This is a genomic window from Rhizobium sp. WYCCWR 11128, assembly GCF_013416305.1.
GTDB classification, from domain to species: domain Bacteria; phylum Pseudomonadota; class Alphaproteobacteria; order Rhizobiales; family Rhizobiaceae; genus Rhizobium; species Rhizobium indicum.
This window is the reverse complement of sequence record NZ_JACCEZ010000001.1, coordinates 1379702-1404488: the sequence shown is the minus strand read 5'-3', so window position 1 is coordinate 1404488 and position 24787 is coordinate 1379702. Positions and strand designations below refer to the sequence as shown.

Sequence of the window (24787 nt, the reverse complement as noted above, 5' to 3'; positions counted from 1 at the left end):
CAGATTGTTTTACGGCCACCTGATTGGTCCTGACGGGTGCTTTTTCGGGCAAGTGAGCCCTGCGAGAAACAGCTTTACACCATGGGTCGTAGCTGACGAAGACCGGCACAGGCGCTTGCCATGCTCTGTGGCTCGACGACTTTTCATGCACGGGTGATGTAGTCCGCGGAAATATCGCCCACCTTGGTGACGCCGAGCAATGCCATATTGCTATGCAGTTCCGTCTTCAGGATATCGGCCGCCTTGAGCACACCCGGTAGGCCCGCGACGGCTGCGGCATAAAGGAACGGCCTGCCCACGAACACGAAACAGGCCCCGAGTGCGAGGGCCTTCATGATGTCCGTTCCACGCCTGAAACCGCCATCGACCATGACGGCAACGCTGTCTCCAACACGGGACGCAATCTCCGGAAGGACCTGAAGGGGAGATGCGGTGCCGTCGAGCTGGCGGCCGCCATGGTTGGAGACGATCACGCCATCCGCTCCGGTGTCGACAGCCCGCGCCGCGTCGTCAGGATGCATGATCCCCTTGACCACGAGTTTGCCGGACCACCTGTTGCGTATCCGCTCCAGATGGTTCCAGTTGAGATGGTCGCGCCTGCCGAAATCGCGCGTCACATTCGAGGAGATGATCGGCGCGCCCCTTGTGGCATAGGAATTTTCAAAATGCGGAATGCCGTGCCGGACGATCGTGCGCAGGAATGTGTCGGTGGTCCAGCGCGGGTGCGAGATGCCCTGCCATGCCAGGCGGAGACCGGGACGCAGAGGCGTCGAAAACCCGGCCCTTACATTGTTTTCACGATTTGGCAGCGTGGCTGTGTCCACGGTCAGCAGAAGTGTCTGCAAGCCGGCCGCGCCGACGCGATCGATGAGAGCGTCGATACGGTCGGGTTCGCCGGGGAGATAGGCCTGAAACCATGCTTGCGGCGAAACCGCAGCGATCTCTTCCAAAGGGATAAGCGATGAACCGCTTATGATCATCGGGATTCCCGATTGATCCGCTCCTTGCGCGAGCACGATGTCACCTCGATAGGCCATCAGCGCGCTGATACCCATCGGCGCGATGCCGAATGGCGCGGCATGGGTCTTGCCGAAGAGGCTCGTCTCGGTACTGCGTTTCGAGACGTCCCGAAGGACACGAGGCCGGAAGGCATAGGCCTGGAAAGCCTCTGCATTATGCCGTAGCGACGCATTGGTCTCGGTTGCGCCGGCGACGTAACCGAACAGAGGCTTTGGCAGATGTCGCCGCGCCTTTATTTCAAAGTCATCGAGGCAGAGCATGTCGCGGCAGAGCCGGGTCGATCGATCGGTGTTGCCGCTGCGGATCGTCATGGAGCTTCATCTTCTCGGTATTCGGGCGGGCATTGTCCAGGCTGTGATGGCGGGACTGCATACAATCCCGCACCACCTGCTGCTGTCAACTCCAGCATTTCTCAGTCTTCTCGCGGGGATGGACCAGGACGCGCCGGGGCTCTGCATCTCGTCGGCGACCGGCCGCAGTGTTTGTTCAGATCAGCTTCAGCCCCTTCAGGCTGACATGGCCATCCTTGCCGATGATGACGTGGTCGTGGACGGTGATATCGAGCGCCTTGGCCGCATCGATGATCACCTTCGTCATGTCGATGTCGGCGCGCGATGGCGTGGGATCGCCGGAGGGGTGGTTGTGGACCAGGATCATCGCCGTTGCCGAAAGCTCGAGCGCGCGTTTGACCACCTCGCGCGGATAGACCGGCGTATGGTCGACCGTGCCGCGGCCCTGCACCTCGTCGGCGATCAGCACATTGCGCTTGTCGAGGAAGAGGATGCGGAACTGCTCGCGGGTCTCGTGCGCCATGGCGGCATGGCAATACTGGATGACCGAAGACCACGAGGACAGGACCTGTTTGCTCCTGAGTTCGCTCTTCAGCGTCCGGTGGGCGACAGTCGAGATCAGCTTCAGGTCGAGCGCCACGGCCTCGCCGACGCCCTTGACCTCCATCAGCAGCGCCTGAGGCGCACCGAAGACGCCGGAGAGCGAGCCGAACCGCTCGATCAGTGCCTTGGCGATCGGCTTGGTGTCACGCCGCGGGATCAGGCGGAAAAGCAGCAGTTCGAGGATTTCGTAGTCGGCAAGCGCGGTGTCGCCGAGCTCCCGGAAGCGGTCACGCAACCGCTCGCGATGGCCGTGATAATGCTCTTGGCCGGCAAGCGAGGCGGGCAGGGCGGCCCTGGCATTCGGCGCGGACGGATTTCGCGGCTGGCCTGCAAAGAACGAACGTTCGTCGGCGGCAATCGGCTCTCGCGTCTCGAAAGGCAGCTCGTCGTCGGAAGATGTCGAAACAGGCCCATTCGCCATCGGATCGTCACCCGTTGTGCGACGGCAGGCCGGGGCGGTCGAGCCCACCCGGCGACAGCGTGAAGATCTCGCAGCCATCGGAGGTGACGCCGACGGTATGTTCGTACTGCGCCGACAGCGAGCGGTCGCGGGTGACTGCCGTCCAGCCGTCGGCCAGCACCTTCACATGCGGTCGGCCGAGGTTGATCATCGGCTCGATGGTGAAGATCATGCCTTCGCGCAGCTCCGGCCCCTCGTTGGCGCGACCGTAATGCAGGATATTCGGCGAATCGTGGAACAGCCTGCCGACACCATGGCCGCAGAAATCGCGCACCACCGAACAGCGCTCGGCCTCTGCATAGGTCTGGATCGCCTCGCCGATCGCGCCGGTGCGGGCGCCAGGCCTGACGGCTGCAATGCCGCGCATCAGCGATTCATAGGTGACCTCGAGCAGCCGCTCGGCAGCACGCTTGACGACGCCGACGGGATACATCCGGCTGGAATCGCCGTGCCAGCCGTCGAGCACGAAGGTGACGTCGATATTGACGATATCGCCGTCGCGCAGCGGCTTGTCGTTCGGAATGCCATGGCAGACGACATGGTTGATCGAGGTGCAGGTCGATTTGGTATAGCCGCGATAGTTCAGCGTGGCCGGATAGGCGCCGTGATCCATGCCGAAATCGAAGACGAACCTGTCGATCTCATCGGTCAGCAGGCCGGGCTTGACGATGTCGGCAAGCGCATCGAGGCAGCGCGCGGTCAGCTGGCATGCCTTGCGCATGCCCTCGAATGCTTGCGCGTCATAAAGCCGGATGGCGCCCGTATTCTTCGGGGGCGCAGTAGAGGCTTCGATATAGTTCACCATTGCAGGGCCTTAGCGGAGATTGTTAGATTTGTTCATAATGTAGCTATGCCGGGTTCGTCCATCACGATCAACCGCCAGGACGAGATTTCTGAGCGGATCCGATCCGCCCAACGTGCAGCCTTCCGCATCCGTTCGACGGACAATCAACGGTCCGGCTGGAATATCCACAATCTTCCCAAAGGGATAGGATTGATTGCGTGAAGTCACGCCGCTACTCACCGATTGGTGACAGTGGGGAAGGGTCGATCATGCTGAATGAAGCCGTAAATCTTGAAAATTCACCCGGGACCGGCGAGGGGCCGGAACGGCGGGTGCGGGATCGCGGCGCCACCGAGCGCGCCATCCTTGCCGCCGCCAAGGGGCTGCTCGCCGAGGAAGGCTTCCAGAACTTCGGCATCAATGCGGTCGCCCGCCGCGCCGGTTGCGACAAGCAGCTGATCTATCGTTACTATGGCGGCCTCGACGGTTTGGTCGAGGCGATCGGCGCCGATCTCGGCACATGGGTGAAGGATCGCATTCCGGAAGACGCCGGCGGCATGTTCCTGCTCACCTATGGCGACCTGATGGAGCGGCTGTCGCTTCTACTCCTCGACGCCTTGAGAAACGATCCGCTGATGCGCCGCATCCTCGCCTGGGAGATATCGGAAAACACCGAGCAGGTGAGGCGCTTGTCCGAGGCGCGTTCGAAGGCGCTCGCCTTGTGGCTCGAGCGCATGCGCGGCTCGCTGGCGCCGCCGAAGGGGGTGGATGCGGCAGCCGTCAACGCCGTCGTCATCGCCGCGATCCAGCACCTTGTGCTCGCCGCCGCAGCCGGCGGGCAGTGCGCCGGCCTGTCGCTGAAAACACCCAAGGACTGGGAGAAGGCGGCAACGGCGCTGAAGCGCATCGTGCGTGGCGTCTACGGCTGATACCTGGCTCATCCACAGGGGGCGGGGCCTGCGTTAACCTTAACAAATGGTTTACGTTGCATGGGGGTGGTTAACCCGACAGTGTGGCGGTGAGCAGAGATGTATGAGTAGAGCCCGAGTTGACGCCCATGGGAACCAAGATCGCTAAAGCCGCGTTTCTGGTGACGGCGATGATGTTTTTCGCAGTCCTGGCGGTGGATATCGCAATTCCGACGCTGGTGCTTTGCATCATGGCATCGTCGACCTGGTTGGTCTCCCTCGATCTGCCCGTCGCGCGCAAGCATGGAGGAGAGGCCGCATGAAGTGGTTTCTGATCTTCTGGGCCGGCCCCATCGTCTTTCTGGGCGGATGGTACTGGCTCTCCTATTACGACATGAGTTTCGGCATCTTCATGCTGAGCCGGCAGGTCCATGACCTGACCTTCGAGCTTTACGGCAAGGCGCTCGGCATTCCACCGGAGACCATCCCGCCGCTCGTTGCGCGCGCGATCGCAGTCGACAGCCTCGTCGTCTTCGCCATCCTGGCCTTCCGGAAGCGCAAGTCGATCATCGGCTGGTGGAGGGCGCGTCAGGCGCTGAATTCGTCTCCATCAGACCTTGCCAGCAAGGAAAGCCTGTCGAGCGCGCCCTGAAGGATGAAGCTTGCCGCGGCCGAATCGATCCGTTCGGCCCGCTTGGCGCGCGAGACGTCCATTTCGAGCAACGTCCGTTCGGCCGCAACCGTCGAAAGCCGCTCATCCCAATAGACAAAGGGCAGCGCCGTCTTCTGCTCCATGTTGCGCACGAAGGCGCGCGTTGCCTGCACGCGCGGACCCGCCGATCCATCCATGTTCATCGGCAGGCCGATGATGAAGCCTGCGACCTTTTCCGCCGTCGCGAAATCCAGCAGCGCCTGGGCATCGATGGTGAACTTGACGCGGCGGATCACCGTGCGCGGCGTGGCGAAACGCCGCCCGAGATCGGACATCGAAAGCCCGATTGTTTTGGTGCCGAGATCGAGGCCGGCAATCGCCTGTCGCGGGGCAAGCGTCTCGGCCATTTCCTCGATTGTCAGCACCGTCATCGCCGTTTCATCCCGTCAAAACAAATTGAAGTCGCCGCCGCTTTTCTTTGCGGCCGCATAAGATATGTCCTTAGGGCATGACGCCGAAAAGTGTGAGCGGTTTTCGGACGACATCATGCTCTCATTCTTTGATGTGGCATCGAAACTGGCTTTGCATCACGTAATAAAGGAGACATTTCATGAAGATCACCTGGCTCGGCCATTCCGCCTTCCGCATCGAGACATCAAAGGCGAAGATCCTGCTCGATCCATTCCTCAGCTATAACGCCTCCTTTTCCGGCCAGGATATCAAGGATGTGTCCGCCGGCATCACCCACATCCTGTTGACGCATGGCCATGGCGATCATGTCGGCGATACCGTGGCACTCGCCAAGGAAACCGGTGCCGTGGTTCTCGCCAATGCCGATCTCGCCGCCTGGCTCGGCTCCAAGGGCGTCGACAAGATCGAGATGGGCAATACCGGCGGCACGATCGCGCTCGGCAGCTTCTCGGCAACTTTCACCAATGCGCTGCACTCCTCCGCCCAGATCACCGAGGACGGCGTCTCGCATGCGCTCGGCAACGCCAACGGCCTGATGCTGCATTTCGACGACGAAGCCTCGATCCTTGCCATGGGCGATACCGACATCTTCTCCGACATGGCGCTGATCAACGAATTGCACCAGCCTGATATCGGCTTCGTGCCGGTTGGCGACCGCTTCACCATGGGCGGCGCTGTGGCAGCACTTGCCTGCCGGCGCTATTTCAACTTCAAGACCGCGATCCCCTGCCACTACGGCACCTTTCCGATCATCGACCAGACGGCTGAAAAATTCGTTGCCGGCATGGACGGATCGAAGACGGATGTGAAGGCGATCAGGCCTTCCGAGAGCCTGTCGATCTGACGAAATCCCGTTGCACACGGCGGACATGGCCTTTATAGCGGGTAGGAAAAATCCTATCCGGAGAATGCCATGTCCGTCGATCTTGCCACCGTGAAGCGCGTCGCCCGCCTTGCCCGTATTGCCGTCTCCGAGGACGAGGCAAATCGCATGGTCGGCGAGCTGAACGGCATCCTTGGCTTCGTCGAGCAACTCTCCGAAGTGAATGTCGACGGCGTCGAGGCGATGACGTCGGTGACCCCGACGGCGATGAAGAAGCGGACCGATGAGGTGACCGACGGCAGCAAGGCAGCCGATATCGTCGCCAATGCGCCCGTCACCGACCACAATTTTTTCCTGGTGCCGAAAGTCGTTGAATAAGGCTTCGAAGCCTCTTTCCGACCCTGTTGCCATTCCAGATCTGAAGCGAAAACACGATGAGCGAACTTACCAGCCTGACCATTGCCGAAGCCCGCCAGAAGCTGCGCGCCAAGGAAATCACCGCGATCGAACTGACCGAAGCCTATATCTCGGCGATCGATGCGGCCAATGGCCGGCTTAACGCCTATATCAAGGTCACGCCGGATCTCGCCCGCGTCATGGCGAAGAACTCCGACGAGCGCATCGCCGCCGGCAAGGCAGGCGAACTCGAAGGCATTCCGCTCGGCATCAAGGATCTCTTTGCCACCGTCGGCGTTCACACCCAGGCCTGCAGCCACATTCTCGATGGTTTCGAGCCGCGTTATGAATCGACCGTGACGCAGAACCTCTGGGATGACGGCGCCGTCATGCTCGGCAAGCTGAACATGGACGAGTTCGCCATGGGCTCCTCCAACGAGACCTCGCATTACGGCGCGGTGATCAATCCCTGGCGTGCCGCGGGCTCCAACCAGCAGCTCGTGCCCGGCGGCTCGTCGGGTGGCTCGGCTTCAGCCGTCGCCGCGCATCTTTGCGCCGGCGCAACCGCGACCGATACCGGCGGCTCGATCCGCCAGCCGGCCGCCTTCACCGGCACCGTCGGCATCAAGCCGACCTATGGCCGCTGCTCGCGCTGGGGCACCGTCGCCTTCGCCTCTTCGCTCGACCAGGCAGGCCCGATCGCCCGCGACGTACGCGATGCCGCGATTCTTTTGAAGTCGATGGCAAGCGTCGACGCAAAGGACACGACATCGGTAGATCTGCCGGTGCCGGATTACGAAGCAGCTCTCGGCCAATCGCTGAAGGGCATGAAGATCGGCATTCCGAACGAATACCGTGTCGATGGCATGCCGGATGAGATCGAGACGCTCTGGCGCCAGGGCATCGCCTGGCTGAAGGATGCCGGCGCCGAGATCGTCGACATCTCGCTGCCGCATACCAAATACGCCCTTCCGGCCTATTACATCGTCGCTCCCGCCGAGGCATCCTCGAACCTCGCGCGTTACGACGGCGTGCGCTACGGCCTGCGCGTCGACGGCAAGGATATCGTCGACATGTATGAGAAGACGCGTGCCGCGGGCTTCGGCAAGGAAGTCAAGCGCCGCATCATGATCGGCACCTATGTGCTGTCGGCCGGTTATTACGATGCCTATTACATCCGCGCCCAGAAGGTGCGCACGCTGATCAAGCGCGATTTCGAACTCGCATTCGACGCCGGCGTCGATGCCATCCTGACGCCGGCAACGCCGTCGTCTGCTTTTGGCGTTGCCGATGAGAACCTCGCCGCCGATCCGGTGAAAATGTATCTGAACGACATCTTCACGGTGACGGTCAACATGGCGGGCCTGCCCGGCATCGCCGTGCCGGCCGGCCTCGACCATAAGGGCCTGCCGCTCGGCCTGCAGCTGATCGGCAAGCCCTTCGATGAAGAAACCCTCTTCAAGACCGCCCACGTCATCGAGCGGGCAGCCGGCCGGTTTACGCCGGCCAAGTGGTGGTAATGGACCTAACGATCCGAAAGATAGCGGCTGCCGACCACGAAGCGGTCGGCGCCGTCGGCTTTGCCGCATGCTTGACTGATTGATAGCCGGAACCAGGAGAAGGTTTTATGGCCAGCAATGATCTTGTGCGATTGATCGAGGCAGTTGATCGCCTTGCTGCCGGCGGTTTCACCATGGGCGCGGATTGGCAGGCGGTCCACGACATCTGCCAGCGCCACGAAGGCGAACAGCCGTTCGATTGGGGGCACGCCCTTTGCCATCGCATCGAGGGCGATGACTGGAACGCCGACTACTGGTATCGCCGCGCCGGCAAGGCGCGCGGCACGGGCACGATGGCCGACGAGTGGTCGGCGATGCGGACGGAAATCTCTGCAAAGGTTTGAGGCGATACCCCCGATCGCGCCCGTTCGAGACGCGATCGGGAGTGCCACTATTACCTGTTGTTCAGCTGCGACCTGACCAACCTCAGCCCTCTTTCGGTGATCCGGTAGGGGTGGCCGCCTGAGGACTTGATTGCCTTCAGTCGCTTCAGCCTGCAGAAGAGATCGAGGTCGACGCCGGGATAGAGCCAGCCGTCGCGGGTGAAGCAACTGACCGCCTCGATCTTCCTGTCGTGGTCGCGGGTAATTTCGATGCGGCCGCCTTGGGCCATGAGATGCAGGATTCGCTGCACCGTGCGAGAAATGTCCATATGTTGAGATCCGGTATCGCGCCCGGTAGGGCGCACAAAAACGATCTGGCGCTCATTCGAACGTCAGGGCTTCGTTTTTTCGGGCCCATGCGCGCAAGAAAACTTGCGGGCAGGGCCTTTACCGGGTCTCAGGCAGGCTCAACATAAAACACCTCGATAAGACCTATTATTCAGCCCGGGAAATTCGGTCAAGAGCGTACTTGTCTCTCAAAACCAGTCGAAAACCGCAGTTTCGGTCGATCATCCCGTTGGAGCTACTGGTAAAATCCGCGACTCAATGGTCTAGTTGACGGGTAACGCGGAGGTGTCGTTGATCCACATTCGCAATGCCCGCGACGGTGAAGCGGAGCTATTGAGCGAGATCGGGCTCAGGGCCTGGCAAAAGGCGATGGCGTCGATCGGCGAATCGGACGCGATGATCGACGCAGCGCGCAACGCCTTCCGGAATTTCGTGGAAAACGACTGGCTGACCATCACCGTCGTCGAGCAGAACGGCCAGGTCGCAGGCTGGGCAGCGCGCGAGGGATTGGACGAAACCATCTCGGATTTCTGGATCGATCCCGCCTTCAACCGCCAGGGCCTCGGTTCGGCCCTTCTCGTCCGCATCGAAAAGGAGATCGCCGATCAGGGCTTCGAGAAGGCGGGGATGCAGACCCATTCCGGCAACAGCGAGGCGATCGGCTTTTTTCAGAAGCACGGCTATAGCATCCACTGGCTCTCGGTCGCCTACAATCCGAAGCTTGATCGCGACGTACCCTCCGTCGGACTGACGAAACAGCTCGTTTCGGACGGCCAAGGTGGATATGGGCAGGAATTCTGACGCTTCAAAAGTCCTGAGGAAGCAGAAGACTCCATTGCGGCACGAAGGCCAGGATAGCAATCAGTGCGCCATGCAGGATCAGGATCGCCGCCAGGATTGACCGGAACGGCTCCTTTCTCGTCTTGTGCCGCAACAGCTGCTGTGCCGCCACCGCGCCAAGGCTGCCGCCGATCAGCGCCAGCATGAGAAGCGTGCGCTCGCTGATGCGCCGCCTGCCGTGGCGCGCCGCCTGCTTGTCGAAGAAATAGATCGAGAACACCAAGAGGTTCAGCGCCAGAAACAGCAAGGCCCATTTGATAATATCGATCATCGTCATAGGGGAACCCTACCGCGGCTCCGTTAATGGACGGCAAAACCGCGATGCGCGCCATGGCGAAAGCCTTGCACCGGCACGCCATTTCCTTTACCTCACCAGTGGAAAAGAACAGCCTGCAAAGAGCATCAGATGACCCTTGTCGACGTCCGCACGCCTGATCCGAAACGCTTCATCCCCGGCGCCACCGGCGACTGGGAAGTCATCGTCGGCATGGAAGTCCATGCCCAGGTCCTGTCCAATTCGAAGCTCTTCTCCGGCGCCTCGACGGAATTCGGCAAGCCGCAGAATTCGAATGTCTCGATGGTCGACGCCGCCATGCCCGGCATGCTGCCCGTCATCAACGAGGAATGTGTCAGGCAGGCCGTTCGCACCGGCCTCGGCCTGAAAGCCCAGATCAACAAGCGCTCCCTGTTTGATCGGAAGAACTATTTCTATCCCGACCTGCCGCAGGGCTATCAGATCTCGCAGTTCAAGGATCCGATCGTCGGCGAGGGCAAGATCGTCATTTCACTCGGGCCGGACCGCCAGGGCCAGTTCGAGGATATCGAGATCGGCATCGAGCGCCTGCATCTGGAACAGGATGCCGGCAAGTCGATGCATGACCAGCACGCGACCATGTCCTATGTCGATCTCAACCGTTCCGGCGTTGCCCTGATGGAGATCGTCTCCAAGCCCGACATGCGCTCGTCCGACGAGGCCAAGGCCTATATGACCAAGCTGCGCTCGATCGTTCGTTATCTCGGCACCTGCGACGGCAACATGGACGAGGGCTCGATGCGCGCCGACGTCAACGTCTCCGTCCGCCGTCCGGGCGAGGATTTTGGCACGCGTTGCGAGATCAAGAACGTCAACTCCATCCGTTTCATCGGCCAGGCGATCGAATATGAAGCCCGTCGCCAGATCGGCATTCTGGAGGACGGTGGCAAGATCGATCAGGAGACTCGCCTCTTCGACCCGAACAAGGGCGAGACGCGCTCGATGCGCTCCAAGGAGGATGCGCACGACTATCGTTATTTCCCCGATCCTGATCTGCTGCCGCTCGAATTCGACGATGCCTTCATCAAGGCGCTCGAAGCCGATCTGCCGGAATTGCCTGACGACAAGAAGGAGCGCTTCGTGCGCGAGCTCGGGCTGTCGATCTACGACGCCTCGGTGCTCGTTTCCGAAAAAGCGATCGCCGATTATTTCGAAGCCGTCGCCGCAGGCCGTGACGGCAAGACGGCCGCCAACTGGGTGATCAACGATCTGCTCGGCGCACTGAACCGCACCGGCAAGGACATCGAGCAGACGCCGGTTTCGCCGGCCCAGCTCGGCGCCATCATCGATCTCATCAAGGCGGGAACCATATCCGGCAAGATCGCCAAGGATCTCTTCGAGATCGTGCTCGCCGAAGGCGGCGATCCTGCCGAGATCGTCGAGGCGCGCGGCATGAAGCAGGTGACGGATACCGGCGCGATCGAAAAGGCCGTGGACGAGATCATCGCCGCCAATCCCGATCAGGTCGAAAAGGTCAAGGCGAAACCGACCATGGCAGCATGGTTCGTCGGCCAGGTGATGAAGGCGACCGGCGGCAAGGCCAATCCGCAGGCTGTCCAGGCCCTCGTCAAGGCGAAGCTCGGCATCGAGGAGTAAGCGGTGTATTTCGTCCGCACCGCCGGTGAGCGCGACCTGGAGAAGGTGCGCGCCCTCTTGGTGGAGAGCTTCCATGCCATCTATGACGGCCTGCATGGCAGAGCCAAGGTGGAGGATCTGATCGTCCATCTCTTTTCGCCGGCGGCGCTGAAGACGCGGCTGGTGCGAAAGGATGCCGAATTCCTCGTTGCCGATGACGGCAGCAATATCGGCGGCATGGGTTATGCGGCAATGTCGCAGCAATTGACGAAGACGGTCATGCTGCATCTCCTCTATGTCCGGCCGGCGCTGCAGCGCCAGGGTATCGGCCGCGATATCTTCGCCGAGCTCGAAACTTGCTTTCCCGATGCGGAGATCATGCGCCTCGAAGTCGAACCGCAGAATGCCGCGGCGATCGCCTTCTATCGCACGCATGGCTTCACCGAGATCGGTCGCAACGAGAATGACGGGGCCGGACAATCCGGCATTCCGGCGTTGGTGTTGGAGAAGCGCTTGGCGGGTTAAACGCCTGTATCGTTGAGTGCCTTGTGGTGGGTGTGGTAGGTCTGAAGCAGTTGTATCAGGCGCTCCTTGCTGACGGTAAGACCACTCGTTTCGATGCGCAGTTGCCGAAGATCATTCGTGGCACGTGCGGTACGGAATAGTGAGAACATCGGTTTGCGACCCTGAATGCCGTCTGGTCGGCACCAGACAGCGATTGTATCTCCGGTGCCTTCTGCGTCCGTTCCCGGCGATGCGGACAACAGGTTGCCCAGAACCAGAAAAATTGTTCGCAAAATCCTTTGCGCCAGCGTGGGTGCCGCGGCCTCGATGCGTGCGACTGCCGGCCACGGAATTAATTCTTGCATTAGCCGAAGATCTTTGAAGCCATTTGGGCCTATCGCAATGATCGTCTTATTGGATGAAAAGATCAGGACATAAAGATTGCAAAATAGGTAGTACGCGATTGGCGGCCCAAAGAGGAGAGACAGGAAAAACGAATTCAATGTCCTATCGAAAATCCAGAAGCCGAAGACAATTATCACCAGTGTTGATAGTGCAATTCTAAGCCGAATATCCCTGGCGGAGTATCCGATCTCACGGATATCGCTCAAGAACATCCGTCTTTTTCCTTCCGCAACAATCATCGTCCGATTTTTACATAGGTAGAAAAGTGTGATGCCACAAGATTTGAATATCCGTGAAGCTCGCAAGGACGACCTGCCGGCACTCGTGGCGATGTTTGCCGCCGATGCACTCGGCGGTCACGGCGATACCACGGAAGCTGAAGCCTTTCCCGATTATCTCAGGGCCTTCGCCGTCATCGAGGCCTCGCCCGACCAGACGCTTTACGTCGCAGAGCGTGGCGCCGAGGTCGTCGGTACGTTCCAGACGATGGTGACGACTTCGCTCACTGGCCGTGGCTCCTCGGCGATGATTATCGAGGCGGTGCAGACACGCGCCGATATGCGCGGGCTGGGGGTCGGCGGACTGATGATCGAATTCGCCATTGCCGAGGCAAAAGGCCGCGGTATCGGGCGGGTAGCGTTGACCTCGAATGCAGTACGCAAGGATGCCCATCGTTTCTATGAAAGGCTGGGCTTCAAGCCCTCGCATCTGGGCTTCAAGATGGCTTTGAAATGACCCGTGACTGTCGCGGAATCGCTGGACAATTCGGCTTGGCGACGGCATAAGCGAGGAAACGAATTCTGGTTTGGCTCGCATCTGGCGGGCACAAGGAAAAGACATGTGGAATCTTCTGGTTCAGACCTTTACCTGGTGGAACGGTCAGACGATGGGCACGCGTTTTGCGACCTGGCGTTATGGCAAGCGCGTCGGCGAGGATGAATTCGGCAACGTCTACTATGAAGGCGGCATGTCTTCCTACGGTCTGCCGAAGCGCTGGGTGATCTACAAGGGTTATGCCGAAGCTTCCGCCATTCCGCCGGGTTGGCATGGCTGGATGCATCATCGCACCGATGTTCCCCCGTCCAAGGAGAGCTACGTCGCCAAGGATTGGCAGAAGCCACACCGGCCCAACCATACCGGTTCGCCGCAGGCCTATCGTCCGCCCGGCTCTATCGCCGTTCCGGGCGAACGTCCGCGCGTCACAGGCGATTACGATGCTTGGACGCCGGGCAACTGAGACGGCTCGACCGGGCGATCCCAAGACCCGGCTTTTGGCCACAATTGACCTTTACCCGCAGGTTGGCCGCGCTTGACCGCGGCCGTGAACTGAAAATGTCTGGAGACGGGTACATATGAAGCTCTTCACGCGGAACATGGTCCTGCGTGCCGCCGGATCGCTGCTGGCGCTCTCGGCCCTGCTTCCGCCAGTTGCGGCACATGCCGCACGCATCGAAAATCCGGTTGCCGTCTTTTCCGGCCTCGACAAGATCACTGGCCGCATCACGACCTTCGACGTCTATGTCAATGAGACGGTACAGTTCGGTGCGCTGCAGGTGACACCGAAGGCCTGTTATTCGCGCGACCAGTCGGAGGCACAGAAGATCGACGGTTTCGTCGAGGTCGACGAGATCACCCTCGACCGCAAGATCCGCCGCATCTTCACCGGCTGGATGTTCGCCGCCAGCCCCGGCCTCAACGCCGTCGAGCACCCGATCTATGACGTCTGGCTGAAGGATTGCAAGGCAAACTCGGATGTCCCGGCTCCTGAAGGTGCCAAGGCGAAATAGCTGCATCTTCGTTAGGCTGGCATCTCCCTATGCGCCTGATCCTCATGTGCTATCCGCAGGATCATCTCGGAGGATCGTCCCGCTCGATCAAACCTCCGTCGGATAATGATCGTCAGAAAGCCAGGTGCGGCGATTCCATCGCCGCAGCAAGCATCGCGGCGTAATCGGCCTTCGGAACGTCGATCGCTCCGAACGTCTTCAGGTGCTCGGTGGTGAACTGGGTGTCGAGCAGGGTGAAGCCCCTTTCCCGCAGCCGGTCGACCAAGTGAACGAGGCAGATCTTCGAGGCATCTGTCCGGCGCGAAAACATGCTTTCGCCGAAGAATGCCGAGCCGAGCGAGACGCCGTAGAGGCCGCCGACCAATTCATCGTTCTCCCAGGCTTCGACGGTATGGGCATGGCCCATGTCGAAGAGCGTCGAGTAGAGCGATCTGATCGTCCTGTTGATCCAGGTGCTCGGGCGCCCGGACGTCTCCTCCGCACAGGCGGCGATGACCTGATCGAAAGCGTGATCGAAACGGATCTCGAAGGGATTCTTGCGCACCGTCTTGGCAAGGCTTTTCGACACATGGAAATGGTCGAACGGCAGCACGCCGCGCAGTTCCGGTTCGACCCAGAAGATCTCCGGGTCGTCGGCGGATTCGGCCATCGGGAAGAGGCCGATGGAATAGGCGCGCAGGAGAATGTCAGGGGTTATGCCTGGTGACTTCCTGCGCGATCCTGCCATTCCTGTCCTATGCCGCCGGTGTGTTGGCGAGGTAGTCTTCCAGCCAGTGGATGTCGTAGTCGCCGTTGGCGATATCCTGATTGGAGACGAGATCCTGGAACAGCGGCAGCGTCGTATTGATGCCGTCGACGACGAATTCGTCGAGCGCCCGGCGCAGGCGCATCATGCATTCGACGCGGGTACGGCCGTGCACGATCAGCTTGCCGATGAGGCTGTCGTAATAAGGCGGGATCTTGTAGCCCTGATAGGCACCGGAATCGATGCGCACGCCGAGGCCGCCCGGCGCGTGGAAATGCGTGATTGTACCGGGCGAAGGCACGAAGGTGCGCGGGTGCTCGGCATTGATACGGCATTCGATGGCGTGACCGGAAAAATGCACTTCGTCCTGCGTCACCGAGAGACCGCCGCCGGAAGCGACGCGGATCTGCTCGTGCACGAGGTCGATGCCGGTGATCGCTTCGGTGATCGGATGCTCCACTTGCAGGCGGGTGTTCATTTCGATGAAATAGAACTCGCCGTTTTCGTAGAGGAATTCGATCGTGCCGGCGCCGCGATATTTCAGCTTCTTCATGGCGTCTGCGCAGATCTGGCCGATCTTCATGCGCTGCTCGACGTTGAGCGCCGGCGAATTCGCCTCTTCCCAGACCTTCTGATGGCGCCGCTGCAGCGAGCAGTCGCGCTCGCCGAGATGGATGGCATTGCCTTCGCCGTCGCCGAACACCTGGATTTCGATGTGGCGCGGTTTGCCGAGATATTTTTCCATGTAGACTGCATCGTTGCCGAAGGCGGCTGCCGCTTCCGTGCGCGCCGTCGACCAGGCCTCAATCACGTCGGCCTCGCTCTTGGCGACTTTCATGCCGCGTCCGCCGCCGCCGGCCGTTGCCTTGATCAGCACGGGATAGCCGATTTCGGCGGCCGTCTTCACCGCATCCTCTTCGGTCTTCACTTCGCCGTCCGAGCCTGGAACGACGGGAATGCCGAGTTCCAGCGCCGTCGTCTTGGCGGTGATCTTGTCGCCCATGATGCGGATATGGTCGGCCGTCGGCCCGATGAAGGTGATGCCGTGGGCTTCGAGGATATCGGCGAACTTGGCATTCTCCGACAGAAAGCCATAGCCCGGATGCACGGCGTCGGCGCCGGTGATCTCGCAGGCGGCGACGATCTGGTGGATGTTGAGATAGCTCTCGCGCGAGGAGGGCGGGCCGATGCAGACACTTTCGTCGGCAAGACGCACATGCATGGCATCGGCGTCGGCGGTGGAATGAACCGCGACGCAGGCGATGCCGAGCTCTTTGCAGGCCCGGAGCACGCGAAGGGCGATTTCCCCGCGATTGGCGATGAGGATTTTCGAAATCATGGGCATCGGCCTATTCGATGACGACGAGGGCTTGGCCGTATTCGACGGGATGTCCGTCATCGACGAGGATTTCGGTCACCTTGCCTGACTTCGGTGAGGGAATCTGGTTCATTGTCTTCATCGCTTCGATGATGATCAGCGTCTGGCCTTCCTTGACGGTCGCGCCGACTTCGATGAAGGGACGCGCGCCCGGCGCCGGCGCCATATAGACGGTGCCCACCATCGGTGCATTGACGACATTGGCCGGGTTGCGGCTGGGAGCTGCGGCTGGCGCGGCAGCGGCTGCCGCAGCGGGCGCGGCAAAGGCCGGTGCCGCAATCGGCGCCTGAACATATTGCGGCGTGCCTGCACGCGATACGCGGATACGCAGGTCGTCCTGCTCGACCTCGATCTCCGTCAGATCCGTTTCGTTGAGAATATTGGCGAGATCGCGGATCAGTGCCTGGTCGATACCCGATTTCTTTTCAGCCATGGTGTTGCCCTGTCTTATTCTTATGCCGTGATGTTCTTCAGCGCGTGGAGCGCCAGGATGTAGCTGTGAGGCCCGAAGCCGCAGATCACGCCTTTGCATGCCGGCGCGATCATCGACTTGTGGCGGAATTCTTCCCGTGCATGCACGTTGGATATGTGGAGCTCGACGACGGGAATGGAGATAGCGCGGATCGCATCATGCAGCGCGACCGATGTATGCGTATAGGCGCCTGCATTGATGGCAACGCCGACGGCCTTTTCGTCGGCCTCATGGAACCAGTCGACGAGCGTGCCTTCGTGGTTGCTCTGACGGAAGTCGATATCGAGGCCGAGTTCGCGGCCTGCAGCCTTGCAATCTACCTCGATGTCCCTGAGCGTCTTGCCGCCATAAATGCCGGGCTCTCGTTTGCCCAGCATGTTCAGGTTGGGGCCGTTCAGGACAAAAATCGTTTGCGTCATCGAATGTTCCGTAAAATGTACGACGGCAACCTATAGACTCCGCGAAGGCTGAATGAAAGCCCTTACGGATTGGCCAGCGGCAATCGTGCCACATTTGTCCACATGGTTGAAACACTTCGATTTTGGCGATTTGATGGGCTGCTGGCTGGCGGCTGCTTGGCTCAGCAGGCGGTCTTGCCGCAGCTGCGCATGTTCTTGACCTTGGCTTCGAGATCGTCGAGCCCGACGGCGCCGGGCACCAGTTCGCTGCCGATCACATAGGAGGGCGTGCCGCTGATGCCGAGACTGGAGGCGAGCTGGTAGGTCGCCTGGACTATACCGTCATTCGGGCTCTTTGCCATCTCGGCGCGGATCTTGTCCTCACTGACGCCGAGCGAAGCGGCGACCGCGACCGCTGTTTCGTCGGAGGCGCGGCCTTCGGTGCCGAGAAGGGCGACGTGGAAATCGGCATATTTCTCCGGTGCGAGCTTGCGGAAGGCGTCTGCCACCTTGTGGGCGGCGACTGAATCCGGCCCGAGGATCGGGAATTCCTTGAGGACGAAACGGACGTTTTTGTCCTTCTTCAGCATCGCCTGCATGTCGGGAAGCGCATGGCGGCAGTAGCTGCAATTATAATCGAAGAATTCGACCACAGTGACGTCGCCCTTGGGATTGCCGAGCGTGACGTCGTTCTTCGATTCGAAGATGTCGGTGGCGTTCTCTTCGATCGCCATATTGGCCTTAACCGACCGCTGGGCCTCCTGCTTCTTCTGCAGCGCATCCTGAACTTCCAGCATGATCTCGGGGTTCTCGATCAGGTATTGCTTGATGAATTCGCCGAACTCCTTCTTCTGCTGGTCGTCGAGCGCTGCCGCCGGAAGCGGAAGGGCGATCGATGCGGCAAGCGCCAGTGCGGTGAAGGTCTTCGGGAAGAATGCCATGATATCCTCGTCATCGGCGATATGGTCGTCTCTTCATCGAAAAGACCGTCGCCGGGTTAATGGACTTGAATGCGTCGCGTCAAGGTACGGTGCGTTCGGTTCTGCTCAAACCAGAATTTTTCGTCCCCGCGCGGCCCTCGCGGGATTGTGATGAGCCGATTAATGCGGCAATTGTCGGGCCGTGATTGCAGAAGCTAAGCGAGAAACGATCTTGTTTTCCATATCGAAACGCAGCGAAGTCGAGCCTTTTCACGCCATGGACGTCCTGGCGGAGGCCACGAAGCGGCGTGCGGCCGGCCATCCCGTGATCTCGATGGCGGTTGGCCAGCCTTCGCATCCGGCGCCTCTAGCGGCCCTCGAAGCGGCGCGCGCAGCCCTTGCCGAAGGTCGGATCGGCTATACCGATGCGCTGGGGACGGCACGGCTTAAATCGGCGCTCGCCTGGCACTACAAGGATCGCCACGGCCTGGAGATTGATCCCAATCGCATCGCCATCACCACAGGTTCCTCGGCCGGCTTCAATCTCGCCTTCCTGTCGCTCTTCGATGCCGGCGATGCGGTGGCGATCGCAAGACCCGGTTATCCCGCCTATCGCAATATCCTCGGCGCGCTGGGCCTGAAGGTCCTCGAAGTGCCGGTAACGGCCGAGACCCACTTCACCCTGACGCCGCAAAGCCTCGAAGCGGCGCAGAAGGAAAGCGGCATGAGGCTGAAAGGCGTGCTGCTTGCAAGCCCCGCCAATCCGACTGGCACGGTGACCGGCCGCGAGGGGCTGGAGGCGCTTTCGGATTACTGCGCGGCCCAATCCATCGCTTTCATCTCCGATGAAATCTACCACGGGCTGACCTTCGCCGGCGAGGAGGCGAGTGCGCTGGAGCTGACCGACGAGGCGATCGTCATCAACTCCTTCTCTAAATATTATTGCATGACCGGCTGGCGAATCGGCTGGATGGTGCTTCCCGAGCGCCTGGTTCGGCCGATCGAGCGGGTAGCGCAGAGCCTCTATATTTCCCCGCCCGAGCTTTCCCAGATCGCCGCCACGGCCGCTTTGAGCGCCGGCGCCGAGCTCGATCGTTACAAGGCCAGTTACGCCGCCAACCGCGATTTGCTGATGCAGCGCCTGCCGCAGATCGGGCTTTCGATCGCCTCGCCGATGGACGGGGCTTTCTACGCCTATCTCGACGTCACACGCTTCACCAATGACAGCATGGGCTTTGCCAAACGCATGCTCGCGGAAATCGACGTCGCCGCAACGCCCGGTCTCGACTTCGATCCGCTGGAGGGACATCGAACGCTGCGTCTGTCCTATGCGGGCTCGCAGGCGGAAATCGCCGAGGCGGCGGAGCGAATCGCAGCCTGGTTGAAATAGCAGCTCGCGGCCGGTCGCACTCTTATCGTTCAGCTGCGCGATGAAAACAGCGAGGCAAGCGTCGAAGACGGCTTGTTGTTCAGGCGCGGCACCACCACGAGCTGCTTTATGTCGCCGCGCTTGTAGGCGGCGAGGAAGCGGCGGTAATCCTTGAAGGAGACGCAGCCGTTGGAATCACCGTTCTTGCCGAGCATGTAGGTGTGGGCGAGCAGACCGACACGGTCATAGATGGCGTCCGAACCCTCGATCGGTGTTAGCCGCAGCGCCTCGACGCCGTGGAAAAGGCTCTCGCGCATGGTAAGAACATAGGTGTGCGGCGGCGTCGGTCCGCGCATCTTCTTATTGGCGAAACGCGGTTTGTCGCGCATCTTACCGAGCCCGGAATGGGCCTCGAGCCGCTCGCCGTTCGGCAGATAGACGATGCTGTTTTCGATATCGTAGATCGCCACGCCTGCGCGCAGCTTCGGCGAGAAGACCGGCTTGTCGTAGCGCGGCACTGCATCGTCCTCGTCATCCTCGATCGGCGAGTTCGGCTGGGCGTAGGCAAGCACAGGCTCGGCAGAGCGCTCAGAACCCTTGGAGGCCGGTGTCGGTTTGCCGATGAGTCCGTCAGGACGCGCCATCGGCAGCGGCACCGAACCTTCGTCCGGCGCCAGCACGAGATCGAAGGGTGGCGCGTCTTCCGCGGCGGCGACGACCACCGGCGCTGGTTCCGATGCGGGAATGGAGGCCGTTTTGAGGGGAGATGCGGTTGGCTCGACCGGAGCCGGCGCGATTTGCCGGGATCCGGCATCGGCAAGAGCAAGCAGGGTCGGGAGTTCGGCTGCGGCAACCGCCTCCTTCGAGGGGACGATGATCCGGTCACCGTCGTCTTCTTCCGTCTCTGCCGAGGCGAGCTCGACCGGCGCCGCCGCGATCACGTCGTCCTTGCGGAATTTGGCGCTGTCGGAGATCGCCGCCACGACCGGTTGTTCGGCAGCCATGGCGAGCCGGTTGTTTTTGGCGAGAACCGCAAGCGCCGTTGCAGCGGCGGCGGTCTTTTCGGCATGGGATTGAATGAGGCTCGCCGTCAGCGGGGCCTTCGGCTTCGCATCGAAGGCGGCCAGCCGATCGGCCTTGCCGACATGGATCAGCCTCTCATGGCGCGGTGAAGGCGCCACCTTCGGCGCATCGCCGAGCTGTGCCAGGCGATCGGACGGAGAATAGGGAGCGGCTATCGAATGCATCGTCGCGAAGGTCGCGATCAGCCATGTGGAGGTCAGAAATCCGGCGCCGACAACACCGTAAAGGAAACTGCGAGATCTGCGCCAACGGAAAGCAGATCCGCCAAGAGGGGTGACGTCATCGAACGTCCCGACCGCACACGCCATACTACACTCGTCTTTCAAACTCGCTACGCAGGCCGGCGGCACTGACTGACTACACTTCGCCGGGGCCGGTACAGGCGCAAATGGGCCGAATTTAGACCACCCACGACGTCCGACTGTCTCGCAAGGATGACGAATTATGGTTTCTAATTTGTTTACGCGGCGTCGCTCTGTCTCTCGACGTCTCAAAAAGAGATGTGTTGGGCCTTCTCAGGCGCGCTCCATCACATAACTTCCCGGCGCTTCCTCGATTGCGTTCAACGCATCGCCGCCAGGTTTGCGGGCCGGCACGCGTCTGCCCTCATGCGTCTCGATCCAGGCCTGCCAATGCGGCCACCATGATCCCGGAGTCTCCGTCGCCTGCTCGAGCCAGGTCTCGTAGTCTCCCTTGGCGGGGCCGCCCGTCCAGAATTGATACTTCTTCCTGTCGGGCGGGTTGACGACGCCGGCGATGTGTCCGGAGCCGGTCACGACGAATTCCACCTTGCCGCCGAAGAACCGGCTGCCGAGGAAGACGGACTTGGCAGGTGCGATGTGATCCTCGCGGGTGGCGAGATTATAGATCGGGATCTTCACGTCCTTCAGCGACACGGACTTGCCGTCGAGGACCATCTCGTTCTGCGTCAGCGCATTCTTGAGATAGCAATTGCGCAGGTAGAAGGCATGGTTTGCCGCTGCCATGCGGGTCGAATCGGCGTTCCAGAACAACAGGTCGAAGGGCAGGGGATCCTGGCCCTTGAGGTAGTTGTTGACGAAATAAGGCCATATCAGCTCGGAGGCGCGCAACATGTTGAAGGCCATCGACATCTTCGTGCCGTCCAGATAGCCGGCCGCCTGCATATGCTCTTCGAGCGATTCAAGCTGCTCCTCGTCGACGAAGACCTTGAGGTCGCCGGCATGGGTGAAGTCGACCTGGGTGGTGAAGAGTGTCGCGGTTTTGATGCGCTTGTTCTTCTCCTTGGCATGCAGCGCCAGTGTCGCGGCAAGCAGCGTGCCGCCGACGCAGTAGCCGACGGCGTTGACGTCCTTCTCGCCGGTCGCCTTCTCGACCGTTGCCAGCGCGAAATCGATGCCCTCGCGGGCATAGGCCGCCCAGTCCTTGTCGGCGTGGCGCGCATCCGGATTGACCCAGGAAATGACGAAGACCGTCTGCCCCTGGTCGACGCACCATTTGATGAAGGATTTTTGCGGGTTGAGGTCGAGAATATAGAACTTGTTGATCCAGGGCGGGCAGATCAGAAGCGGCCGCTTCAGCACGGTTTCGGTCGAAGCCTCGTACTGGATGATCTGGCAGATGTCGTTCTGGGCGATCACCTTGCCTGGCGTCAGTGCCATGTCGCGGCCGACGGCGAATTTCGTCATGTCGGTCTGGCGAAGGCGAAGGTCGCCATGTCCGGCTGCGATATCCTCGGCCAGCATCTTCATCCCCCGCACCAGATTGGCGCCGCTGGTCGCGATCGTCTCGCGGTAGAGCTGCGGATTGGTGGCGATGAAGTTGGTCGGCGAAAGCGCTGCCGTGATCTGCTTCACGTAGAAGCCGGCCTTGTGTTTGGTGTGCTCGTCGAGGCCTTCGGTCTCCGACACCAGCTTTTCCACCCAGTCGGTCGTGACGAAATAGACCTGGCGGAGAAAATCGAAGAACGGATTCTTCTGCCAGTCCTCGTCCGAAAAGCGTTTGTCCTTGCGGGTGTCCGGCTCGGGTGGCGTGGGATCGCCTTGCATGCGCTGCATCGAGCGCATCCAGATGCCGAAGAACGAGGACATCAGCTGCGTCTGTGCCTCGAAGGTGCGGCGCGGATCGGAAATCCAGTATTCGGTGACCTTGGAAAGCGTCTTGACCATGTCGGTCATCGGATCGGCGGCGCTTTCGCTGATCTCGCCGCGTTCGCGCGGCGCAAGCCAGGCAGACGCTGCTTGTCCGAGATTTTCGAGCGCCCGGGCAAAATTCATCGCCATGGCCTCAGGATCCTTCAACAGATAGGGATCGAGATCGGTCGCGTCGAAGCCGGCCTTGCCGCCATTCTCCTGCTTGCTGTCGGTCACCATTTCCTCCGGCGGCAGCACCACTCTTTTTATCCATTCGTTGTACATCGTGATCGAACGAGAAAACAAGTTCCACCCGCGTCGGCTCATGCTATTGCTTTGTGGCTGCGACAAATTTAACAGTCGAAGCAGTCAAAACTGGATTTTTGAGGCATGACGAAGAACGGCATTCGGCGCATCGCAACCTTCAACCGCACCGCACTGATCTGCGCCGCGGCGGCGATGGCGCTTGCCGGATGCAATCTGACGGCGGAACAAAAAGCCGCAGCCGCCGCCAAACGAGCGGCGCCGACCGCCGTCGTCATGCCGGCCACCAAGGGCGAGGCGGCCGAGGGCGGCCTTGCAAAATACCCGGACGGCTATCCGAATTTCGGCGCGCCGCTGACCGCCGCCAATGTCCAGATGAGCGACGAGCAGGCGGCCGAACTGCAGCATCAGCTGACGGCACTTGGCGCCCGGCGCAAGGCCGGCACCATCTCGGAAGCCGAATATCAGGCCAAGGTCGCCGAGATGCGGCGTCTGGCCGCCGAGCACGGCACTGATACGCTCTCGGAAATCTCCAAATAGACCTTGCCTTTCAGGCAATTTGGACGCAAAGCCATTCCGAATGGATCGGAAGATGCAATTTTCCTGATAATGCGCGTTACGCGGCCTTTCCGTCAAAGATTCGCCGCGTCGCTTGGGTCTGATGAATACGGCGTTGCGATTCTGAAGTTCGTGTCGCAGCCGCCGGGAGACGGAACGAACTTCGACTGCGGCCCGAAATGCCGCCTTTCCATGGGGAATGAGATGGAAGAGTTTCACAAAGTCCGGCGTTTGCCGCCTTATGTTTTCGAACAGGTCAACCGTTTGAAGGCAAGCGCGCGAGCGGGCGGCGCCGATATCATCGATCTCGGCATGGGAAACCCCGACCTTCCCACTCCCCAGTCGATCGTCGACAAGCTGTGCGAGGTCGTGCAGGATCCGCGCACGCACCGTTATTCCTCCTCCAAGGGCATTCCGGGCCTGCGCCGCGCCCAGGCCGCCTATTATGCCCGCCGTTTCGGCGTCAAGCTCAACCCGGATACCCAGGTGGTTGCCACCTTGGGCTCCAAGGAAGGCTTCGCCAACATGGCGCAGGCAATCACCGCGCCTGGCGACGTGATCCTCTGCCCGAACCCTACCTATCCGATCCATGCCTTCGGCTTCCTGATGGCGGGCGGCGTGATCCGTTCCATGTCGGTGGAGCCGGATGCGAGCTTCTTCGAGCCGCTCGAGCGTGCCGTCCGGCATTCGATCCCGAAGCCGCTGGCGCTGGTTCTCAATTATCCCTCGAACCCGACGGCCTATGTCGCGACGCTCGATTTCTACAAGGACGTCATCGCCTTTGCGAAAAAGCACGACATCATCGTGCTTTCCGACCTTGCCTATTCGGAAATCTACTTCGACGGCGCCCCGCCGCCGTCGGTTCTCGAAGTGCCGGGCGCGATGGACGTGACCGTCGAGTTCACCTCGATGTCGAAAACCTTCTCCATGCCCGGCTGGCGCATGGGCTTTGCCGTCGGCAACGAGCGGCTGATCGCGGCGCTCACCCGCGTCAAGTCCTATCTCGACTACGGCGCCTTCACGCCGATCCAGGTGGCGGCGACGCATGCGCTGAACGGCGATGGCTCCGACATTGCGGAAGTCCGCAACGTCTATAAGCGCCGTCGCGACGTCATGGTCGAAAGCTTCGGCAAGGCCGGATTCGACGTGCCGCCGCCGGCTGCGACGATGTTCGCCTGGGCGAAGATCCCGGAAAAGTTCCGTCATCTCGGTTCGCTGGAATTCTCCAAGCTGCTGGTCGAGAAGGCCGACGTCGCCGTTGCCCCGGGCATCGGCTTCGGCGAAATGGGCGACGACTACGTCCGTCTAGCACTTGTCGAGAACGAACACCGCATTCGCCAGGCTGCGCGCAACATCAAGAAGTTCATGTCGACGGCAGACGAGACGATGCACAACGTCATCTCGCTGAACGCACACCGCTAATCCAAC

30 protein-coding genes are annotated in these 24787 nt (G+C 60.9%); 16 read left to right on the top strand and 14 right to left on the bottom strand.

Going from position 1 to position 24787, the window contains the following annotated elements; all coding sequences use genetic code 11:
• Nucleotides 1-143 precede the first annotated feature (143 nt).
• The 3 genes from HX898_RS06865 to map form a co-directional block, all read right to left on the bottom strand.
• Nucleotides 144-1331, bottom strand: a complete 1188-nt coding sequence (locus HX898_RS06865) for an alpha-hydroxy acid oxidase (RefSeq protein WP_171598893.1) — start codon at nt 1329-1331, stop codon at nt 144-146.
• Between the two features lie 175 nt (nt 1332-1506).
• Nucleotides 1507-2334 carry a DNA repair protein RadC gene (radC, locus tag HX898_RS06860; protein WP_180194277.1) on the bottom strand — a complete coding sequence of 276 codons (828 nt, stop codon included), beginning with the start codon at nt 2332-2334 and terminating at the stop codon, nt 1507-1509.
• A gap of 7 nt (nt 2335-2341) precedes the next feature.
• The gene (gene map / locus HX898_RS06855; protein ID WP_062944698.1) at nt 2342-3178 is read right to left on the bottom strand and encodes a type I methionyl aminopeptidase; all 837 of its coding nucleotides are present in this window, start codon (nt 3176-3178) and stop codon (nt 2342-2344) included.
• Between the two features lie 248 nt (nt 3179-3426).
• Here map and HX898_RS06850 point away from each other — a divergent pair, with 248 nt between their 5' ends.
• The 3 genes from HX898_RS06850 (at nt 3427) to HX898_RS06840 (ending at nt 4717) form a co-directional block, all read left to right on the top strand.
• Nucleotides 3427-4086 carry a TetR/AcrR family transcriptional regulator gene (locus HX898_RS06850; protein WP_065279742.1) on the top strand — a complete coding sequence of 220 codons (660 nt, stop codon included), beginning with the start codon at nt 3427-3429 and terminating at the stop codon, nt 4084-4086.
• 128 nt (nt 4087-4214) lie between these two features.
• A complete protein-coding gene (locus HX898_RS06845; protein ID WP_171598891.1) occupies nt 4215-4388 on the top strand; it encodes a hypothetical protein in 174 nt (57 codons plus the stop codon).
• Nucleotides 4385-4717, top strand: a complete 333-nt coding sequence (locus HX898_RS06840) for a DUF6105 family protein (RefSeq protein ID WP_138391103.1) — start codon at nt 4385-4387, stop codon at nt 4715-4717. Before HX898_RS06845 ends, HX898_RS06840 begins: the two co-directional genes overlap by 4 nt.
• Here the strand turns inward: HX898_RS06840 and ruvX are convergent.
• Nucleotides 4654-5148 (bottom strand): Holliday junction resolvase RuvX, encoded by a 495-nt coding sequence (gene ruvX, locus HX898_RS06835; RefSeq protein WP_064654283.1) that lies wholly within the window; start codon nt 5146-5148, stop codon nt 4654-4656. The two genes, HX898_RS06840 and ruvX, sit on opposite strands and share 64 nt — an antisense overlap.
• Nucleotides 5149-5327: 179 nt before the next feature.
• Here ruvX and HX898_RS06830 point away from each other — a divergent pair, with 179 nt between their 5' ends.
• From HX898_RS06830 to HX898_RS06815, 4 genes are all read left to right on the top strand, one after another.
• Nucleotides 5328-6032 carry a metal-dependent hydrolase gene (locus tag HX898_RS06830; RefSeq protein WP_011651680.1) on the top strand — a complete coding sequence of 235 codons (705 nt, stop codon included), beginning with the start codon at nt 5328-5330 and terminating at the stop codon, nt 6030-6032.
• A gap of 69 nt (nt 6033-6101) precedes the next feature.
• Nucleotides 6102-6389 (top strand): Asp-tRNA(Asn)/Glu-tRNA(Gln) amidotransferase subunit GatC, encoded by a 288-nt coding sequence (gene gatC / locus HX898_RS06825; protein WP_003539052.1) that lies wholly within the window; start codon nt 6102-6104, stop codon nt 6387-6389.
• Nucleotides 6390-6445: 56 nt separating this feature from the next.
• Nucleotides 6446-7927, top strand: coding sequence for an Asp-tRNA(Asn)/Glu-tRNA(Gln) amidotransferase subunit GatA (gene gatA / locus HX898_RS06820; RefSeq protein WP_138329783.1), 1482 nt, complete (start codon nt 6446-6448; stop codon nt 7925-7927).
• Nucleotides 7928-8034: 107 nt separating this feature from the next.
• A complete protein-coding gene (locus tag HX898_RS06815) occupies nt 8035-8310 on the top strand; it encodes a hypothetical protein (RefSeq protein WP_171598889.1) in 276 nt (91 codons plus the stop codon).
• 50 nt (nt 8311-8360) lie between these two features.
• Here the strand turns inward: HX898_RS06815 and HX898_RS06810 are convergent, their stop codons facing one another.
• On the bottom strand, nt 8361-8618 hold the full coding sequence (locus HX898_RS06810) for a YjhX family toxin (protein ID WP_171598888.1): 258 nt from the start codon (nt 8616-8618) through the stop codon (nt 8361-8363).
• Nucleotides 8619-8928: 310 nt separating this feature from the next.
• Between HX898_RS06810 and HX898_RS06805 the strand changes: the two genes are divergently transcribed.
• Entirely contained in the window at nt 8929-9438 is a 510-nt protein-coding gene (locus HX898_RS06805) for a GNAT family N-acetyltransferase (RefSeq protein WP_138391100.1), read from the top strand.
• Between the two features lie 4 nt (nt 9439-9442).
• On the opposite strand, the gene HX898_RS06800 is transcribed toward HX898_RS06805, so the two are convergent.
• On the bottom strand, nt 9443-9754 hold the full coding sequence (locus tag HX898_RS06800; protein ID WP_138391099.1) for a DUF1294 domain-containing protein: 312 nt from the start codon (nt 9752-9754) through the stop codon (nt 9443-9445).
• Between the two features lie 129 nt (nt 9755-9883).
• Here HX898_RS06800 and gatB point away from each other — a divergent pair, with 129 nt between their 5' ends.
• Entirely contained in the window at nt 9884-11386 is a 1503-nt protein-coding gene (gene gatB / locus HX898_RS06795) for an Asp-tRNA(Asn)/Glu-tRNA(Gln) amidotransferase subunit GatB (RefSeq protein ID WP_171598887.1), read from the top strand.
• 3 nt (nt 11387-11389) lie between these two features.
• On the top strand, nt 11390-11890 hold the full coding sequence (locus HX898_RS06790; protein WP_171598886.1) for a GNAT family N-acetyltransferase: 501 nt from the start codon (nt 11390-11392) through the stop codon (nt 11888-11890).
• On the opposite strand, the gene HX898_RS06785 is transcribed toward HX898_RS06790, so the two are convergent.
• Nucleotides 11887-12486, bottom strand: a complete 600-nt coding sequence (locus tag HX898_RS06785; RefSeq protein WP_171598885.1) for a hypothetical protein — start codon at nt 12484-12486, stop codon at nt 11887-11889. The genes HX898_RS06790 and HX898_RS06785 overlap by 4 nt on opposite strands.
• Nucleotides 12487-12544: 58 nt before the next feature.
• On the opposite strand from HX898_RS06785, the gene HX898_RS06780 reads away from it, so the two are divergent.
• The 3 genes from HX898_RS06780 (at nt 12545) to HX898_RS06770 (ending at nt 14061) form a co-directional block, all read left to right on the top strand.
• Nucleotides 12545-13009, top strand: a complete 465-nt coding sequence (locus HX898_RS06780; RefSeq protein WP_171598884.1) for a GNAT family N-acetyltransferase — start codon at nt 12545-12547, stop codon at nt 13007-13009.
• 103 nt (nt 13010-13112) lie between these two features.
• Nucleotides 13113-13511: an NADH:ubiquinone oxidoreductase subunit NDUFA12 gene (locus tag HX898_RS06775; protein ID WP_171598883.1), complete on the top strand. Its 399-nt coding sequence runs from the start codon at nt 13113-13115 to the stop codon at nt 13509-13511.
• A 115-nt stretch (nt 13512-13626) separates the two neighbouring features.
• The gene (locus HX898_RS06770) at nt 13627-14061 is read left to right on the top strand and encodes a DUF2155 domain-containing protein (RefSeq protein ID WP_171598882.1); all 435 of its coding nucleotides are present in this window, start codon (nt 13627-13629) and stop codon (nt 14059-14061) included.
• A 112-nt stretch (nt 14062-14173) separates the two neighbouring features.
• On the opposite strand, the gene aat is transcribed toward HX898_RS06770, so the two are convergent.
• From aat to HX898_RS06745, 5 genes are all read right to left on the bottom strand, one after another.
• Nucleotides 14174-14788 carry a leucyl/phenylalanyl-tRNA--protein transferase gene (aat, locus tag HX898_RS06765; RefSeq protein ID WP_171598881.1) on the bottom strand — a complete coding sequence of 205 codons (615 nt, stop codon included), beginning with the start codon at nt 14786-14788 and terminating at the stop codon, nt 14174-14176.
• Between the two features lie 7 nt (nt 14789-14795).
• Nucleotides 14796-16151, bottom strand: a complete 1356-nt coding sequence (gene accC, locus HX898_RS06760) for an acetyl-CoA carboxylase biotin carboxylase subunit (RefSeq protein WP_171598880.1) — start codon at nt 16149-16151, stop codon at nt 14796-14798.
• Nucleotides 16152-16155: 4 nt separating this feature from the next.
• Nucleotides 16156-16617: an acetyl-CoA carboxylase biotin carboxyl carrier protein gene (gene accB / locus HX898_RS06755; RefSeq protein WP_003558968.1), complete on the bottom strand. Its 462-nt coding sequence runs from the start codon at nt 16615-16617 to the stop codon at nt 16156-16158.
• A 20-nt stretch (nt 16618-16637) separates the two neighbouring features.
• On the bottom strand, nt 16638-17075 hold the full coding sequence (gene aroQ / locus HX898_RS06750; protein WP_138391093.1) for a type II 3-dehydroquinate dehydratase: 438 nt from the start codon (nt 17073-17075) through the stop codon (nt 16638-16640).
• Between the two features lie 161 nt (nt 17076-17236).
• Nucleotides 17237-17995 (bottom strand): DsbA family protein, encoded by a 759-nt coding sequence (locus HX898_RS06745; protein WP_025394372.1) that lies wholly within the window; start codon nt 17993-17995, stop codon nt 17237-17239.
• A gap of 211 nt (nt 17996-18206) precedes the next feature.
• Between HX898_RS06745 and HX898_RS06740 the strand changes: the two genes are divergently transcribed.
• A complete protein-coding gene (locus HX898_RS06740) occupies nt 18207-19364 on the top strand; it encodes an aminotransferase class I/II-fold pyridoxal phosphate-dependent enzyme (RefSeq protein WP_180194276.1) in 1158 nt (385 codons plus the stop codon).
• A gap of 29 nt (nt 19365-19393) precedes the next feature.
• On the opposite strand, the gene HX898_RS06735 is transcribed toward HX898_RS06740, so the two are convergent.
• Nucleotides 19394-20734: a DUF2778 domain-containing protein gene (locus HX898_RS06735; protein ID WP_180194275.1), complete on the bottom strand. Its 1341-nt coding sequence runs from the start codon at nt 20732-20734 to the stop codon at nt 19394-19396.
• Nucleotides 20735-20941: 207 nt separating this feature from the next.
• Complete coding sequence (phaC, locus tag HX898_RS06730; RefSeq protein ID WP_246413144.1) at nt 20942-22777, bottom strand: class I poly(R)-hydroxyalkanoic acid synthase; 1836 nt, start codon at nt 22775-22777, stop codon at nt 20942-20944.
• Between the two features lie 150 nt (nt 22778-22927).
• Here phaC and HX898_RS06725 point away from each other — a divergent pair, with 150 nt between their 5' ends.
• Complete coding sequence (locus HX898_RS06725; RefSeq protein WP_138329761.1) at nt 22928-23341, top strand: hypothetical protein; 414 nt, start codon at nt 22928-22930, stop codon at nt 23339-23341.
• A 210-nt stretch (nt 23342-23551) separates the two neighbouring features.
• Entirely contained in the window at nt 23552-24781 is a 1230-nt protein-coding gene (locus HX898_RS06720) for an LL-diaminopimelate aminotransferase (protein WP_312883788.1), read from the top strand.
• The last annotated feature ends 6 nt before the right edge of the window (nt 24782-24787 follow it).

What these genes read in the sequence shown, in the direction of transcription:
- HX898_RS06865 (WP_171598893.1), bottom strand. Translation starts at nt 1,331, where the DNA reads ATGACGATCCGCAGCGGCAACACCGATCGATCGACCCGGCTCTGCCGC.
- radC (WP_180194277.1), bottom strand. Translation starts at nt 2,334, where the DNA reads ATGGCGAATGGGCCTGTTTCGACATCTTCCGACGACGAGCTGCCTTTC.
- map (WP_062944698.1), bottom strand. Translation starts at nt 3,178, where the DNA reads ATGGTGAACTATATCGAAGCCTCTACTGCGCCCCCGAAGAATACGGGC.
- HX898_RS06850 (WP_065279742.1), top strand. Translation starts at nt 3,427, where the DNA reads ATGCTGAATGAAGCCGTAAATCTTGAAAATTCACCCGGGACCGGCGAG.
- HX898_RS06845 (WP_171598891.1), top strand. Translation starts at nt 4,215, where the DNA reads ATGGGAACCAAGATCGCTAAAGCCGCGTTTCTGGTGACGGCGATGATG.
- HX898_RS06840 (WP_138391103.1), top strand. Translation starts at nt 4,385, where the DNA reads ATGAAGTGGTTTCTGATCTTCTGGGCCGGCCCCATCGTCTTTCTGGGC.
- ruvX (WP_064654283.1), bottom strand. Translation starts at nt 5,148, where the DNA reads ATGACGGTGCTGACAATCGAGGAAATGGCCGAGACGCTTGCCCCGCGA.
- HX898_RS06830 (WP_011651680.1), top strand. Translation starts at nt 5,328, where the DNA reads ATGAAGATCACCTGGCTCGGCCATTCCGCCTTCCGCATCGAGACATCA.
- gatC (WP_003539052.1), top strand. Translation starts at nt 6,102, where the DNA reads ATGTCCGTCGATCTTGCCACCGTGAAGCGCGTCGCCCGCCTTGCCCGT.
- gatA (WP_138329783.1), top strand. Translation starts at nt 6,446, where the DNA reads ATGAGCGAACTTACCAGCCTGACCATTGCCGAAGCCCGCCAGAAGCTG.
- HX898_RS06815 (WP_171598889.1), top strand. Translation starts at nt 8,035, where the DNA reads ATGGCCAGCAATGATCTTGTGCGATTGATCGAGGCAGTTGATCGCCTT.
- HX898_RS06810 (WP_171598888.1), bottom strand. Translation starts at nt 8,618, where the DNA reads ATGGACATTTCTCGCACGGTGCAGCGAATCCTGCATCTCATGGCCCAA.
- HX898_RS06800 (WP_138391099.1), bottom strand. Translation starts at nt 9,754, where the DNA reads ATGACGATGATCGATATTATCAAATGGGCCTTGCTGTTTCTGGCGCTG.
- gatB (WP_171598887.1), top strand. Translation starts at nt 9,884, where the DNA reads ATGACCCTTGTCGACGTCCGCACGCCTGATCCGAAACGCTTCATCCCC.
- HX898_RS06785 (WP_171598885.1), bottom strand. Translation starts at nt 12,486, where the DNA reads ATGTTCTTGAGCGATATCCGTGAGATCGGATACTCCGCCAGGGATATT.
- HX898_RS06780 (WP_171598884.1), top strand. Translation starts at nt 12,545, where the DNA reads ATGCCACAAGATTTGAATATCCGTGAAGCTCGCAAGGACGACCTGCCG.
- HX898_RS06775 (WP_171598883.1), top strand. Translation starts at nt 13,113, where the DNA reads ATGTGGAATCTTCTGGTTCAGACCTTTACCTGGTGGAACGGTCAGACG.
- HX898_RS06770 (WP_171598882.1), top strand. Translation starts at nt 13,627, where the DNA reads ATGAAGCTCTTCACGCGGAACATGGTCCTGCGTGCCGCCGGATCGCTG.
- aat (WP_171598881.1), bottom strand. Translation starts at nt 14,788, where the DNA reads ATGGCAGGATCGCGCAGGAAGTCACCAGGCATAACCCCTGACATTCTC.
- accC (WP_171598880.1), bottom strand. Translation starts at nt 16,151, where the DNA reads ATGCCCATGATTTCGAAAATCCTCATCGCCAATCGCGGGGAAATCGCC.
- accB (WP_003558968.1), bottom strand. Translation starts at nt 16,617, where the DNA reads ATGGCTGAAAAGAAATCGGGTATCGACCAGGCACTGATCCGCGATCTC.
- aroQ (WP_138391093.1), bottom strand. Translation starts at nt 17,075, where the DNA reads ATGACGCAAACGATTTTTGTCCTGAACGGCCCCAACCTGAACATGCTG.
- HX898_RS06745 (WP_025394372.1), bottom strand. Translation starts at nt 17,995, where the DNA reads ATGGCATTCTTCCCGAAGACCTTCACCGCACTGGCGCTTGCCGCATCG.
- HX898_RS06735 (WP_180194275.1), bottom strand. Translation starts at nt 20,734, where the DNA reads ATGGCGTGTGCGGTCGGGACGTTCGATGACGTCACCCCTCTTGGCGGA.
- phaC (WP_246413144.1), bottom strand. Translation starts at nt 22,777, where the DNA reads ATGGTGACCGACAGCAAGCAGGAGAATGGCGGCAAGGCCGGCTTCGAC.
- HX898_RS06725 (WP_138329761.1), top strand. Translation starts at nt 22,928, where the DNA reads ATGACGAAGAACGGCATTCGGCGCATCGCAACCTTCAACCGCACCGCA.
- HX898_RS06720 (WP_312883788.1), top strand. Translation starts at nt 23,552, where the DNA reads ATGGGGAATGAGATGGAAGAGTTTCACAAAGTCCGGCGTTTGCCGCCT.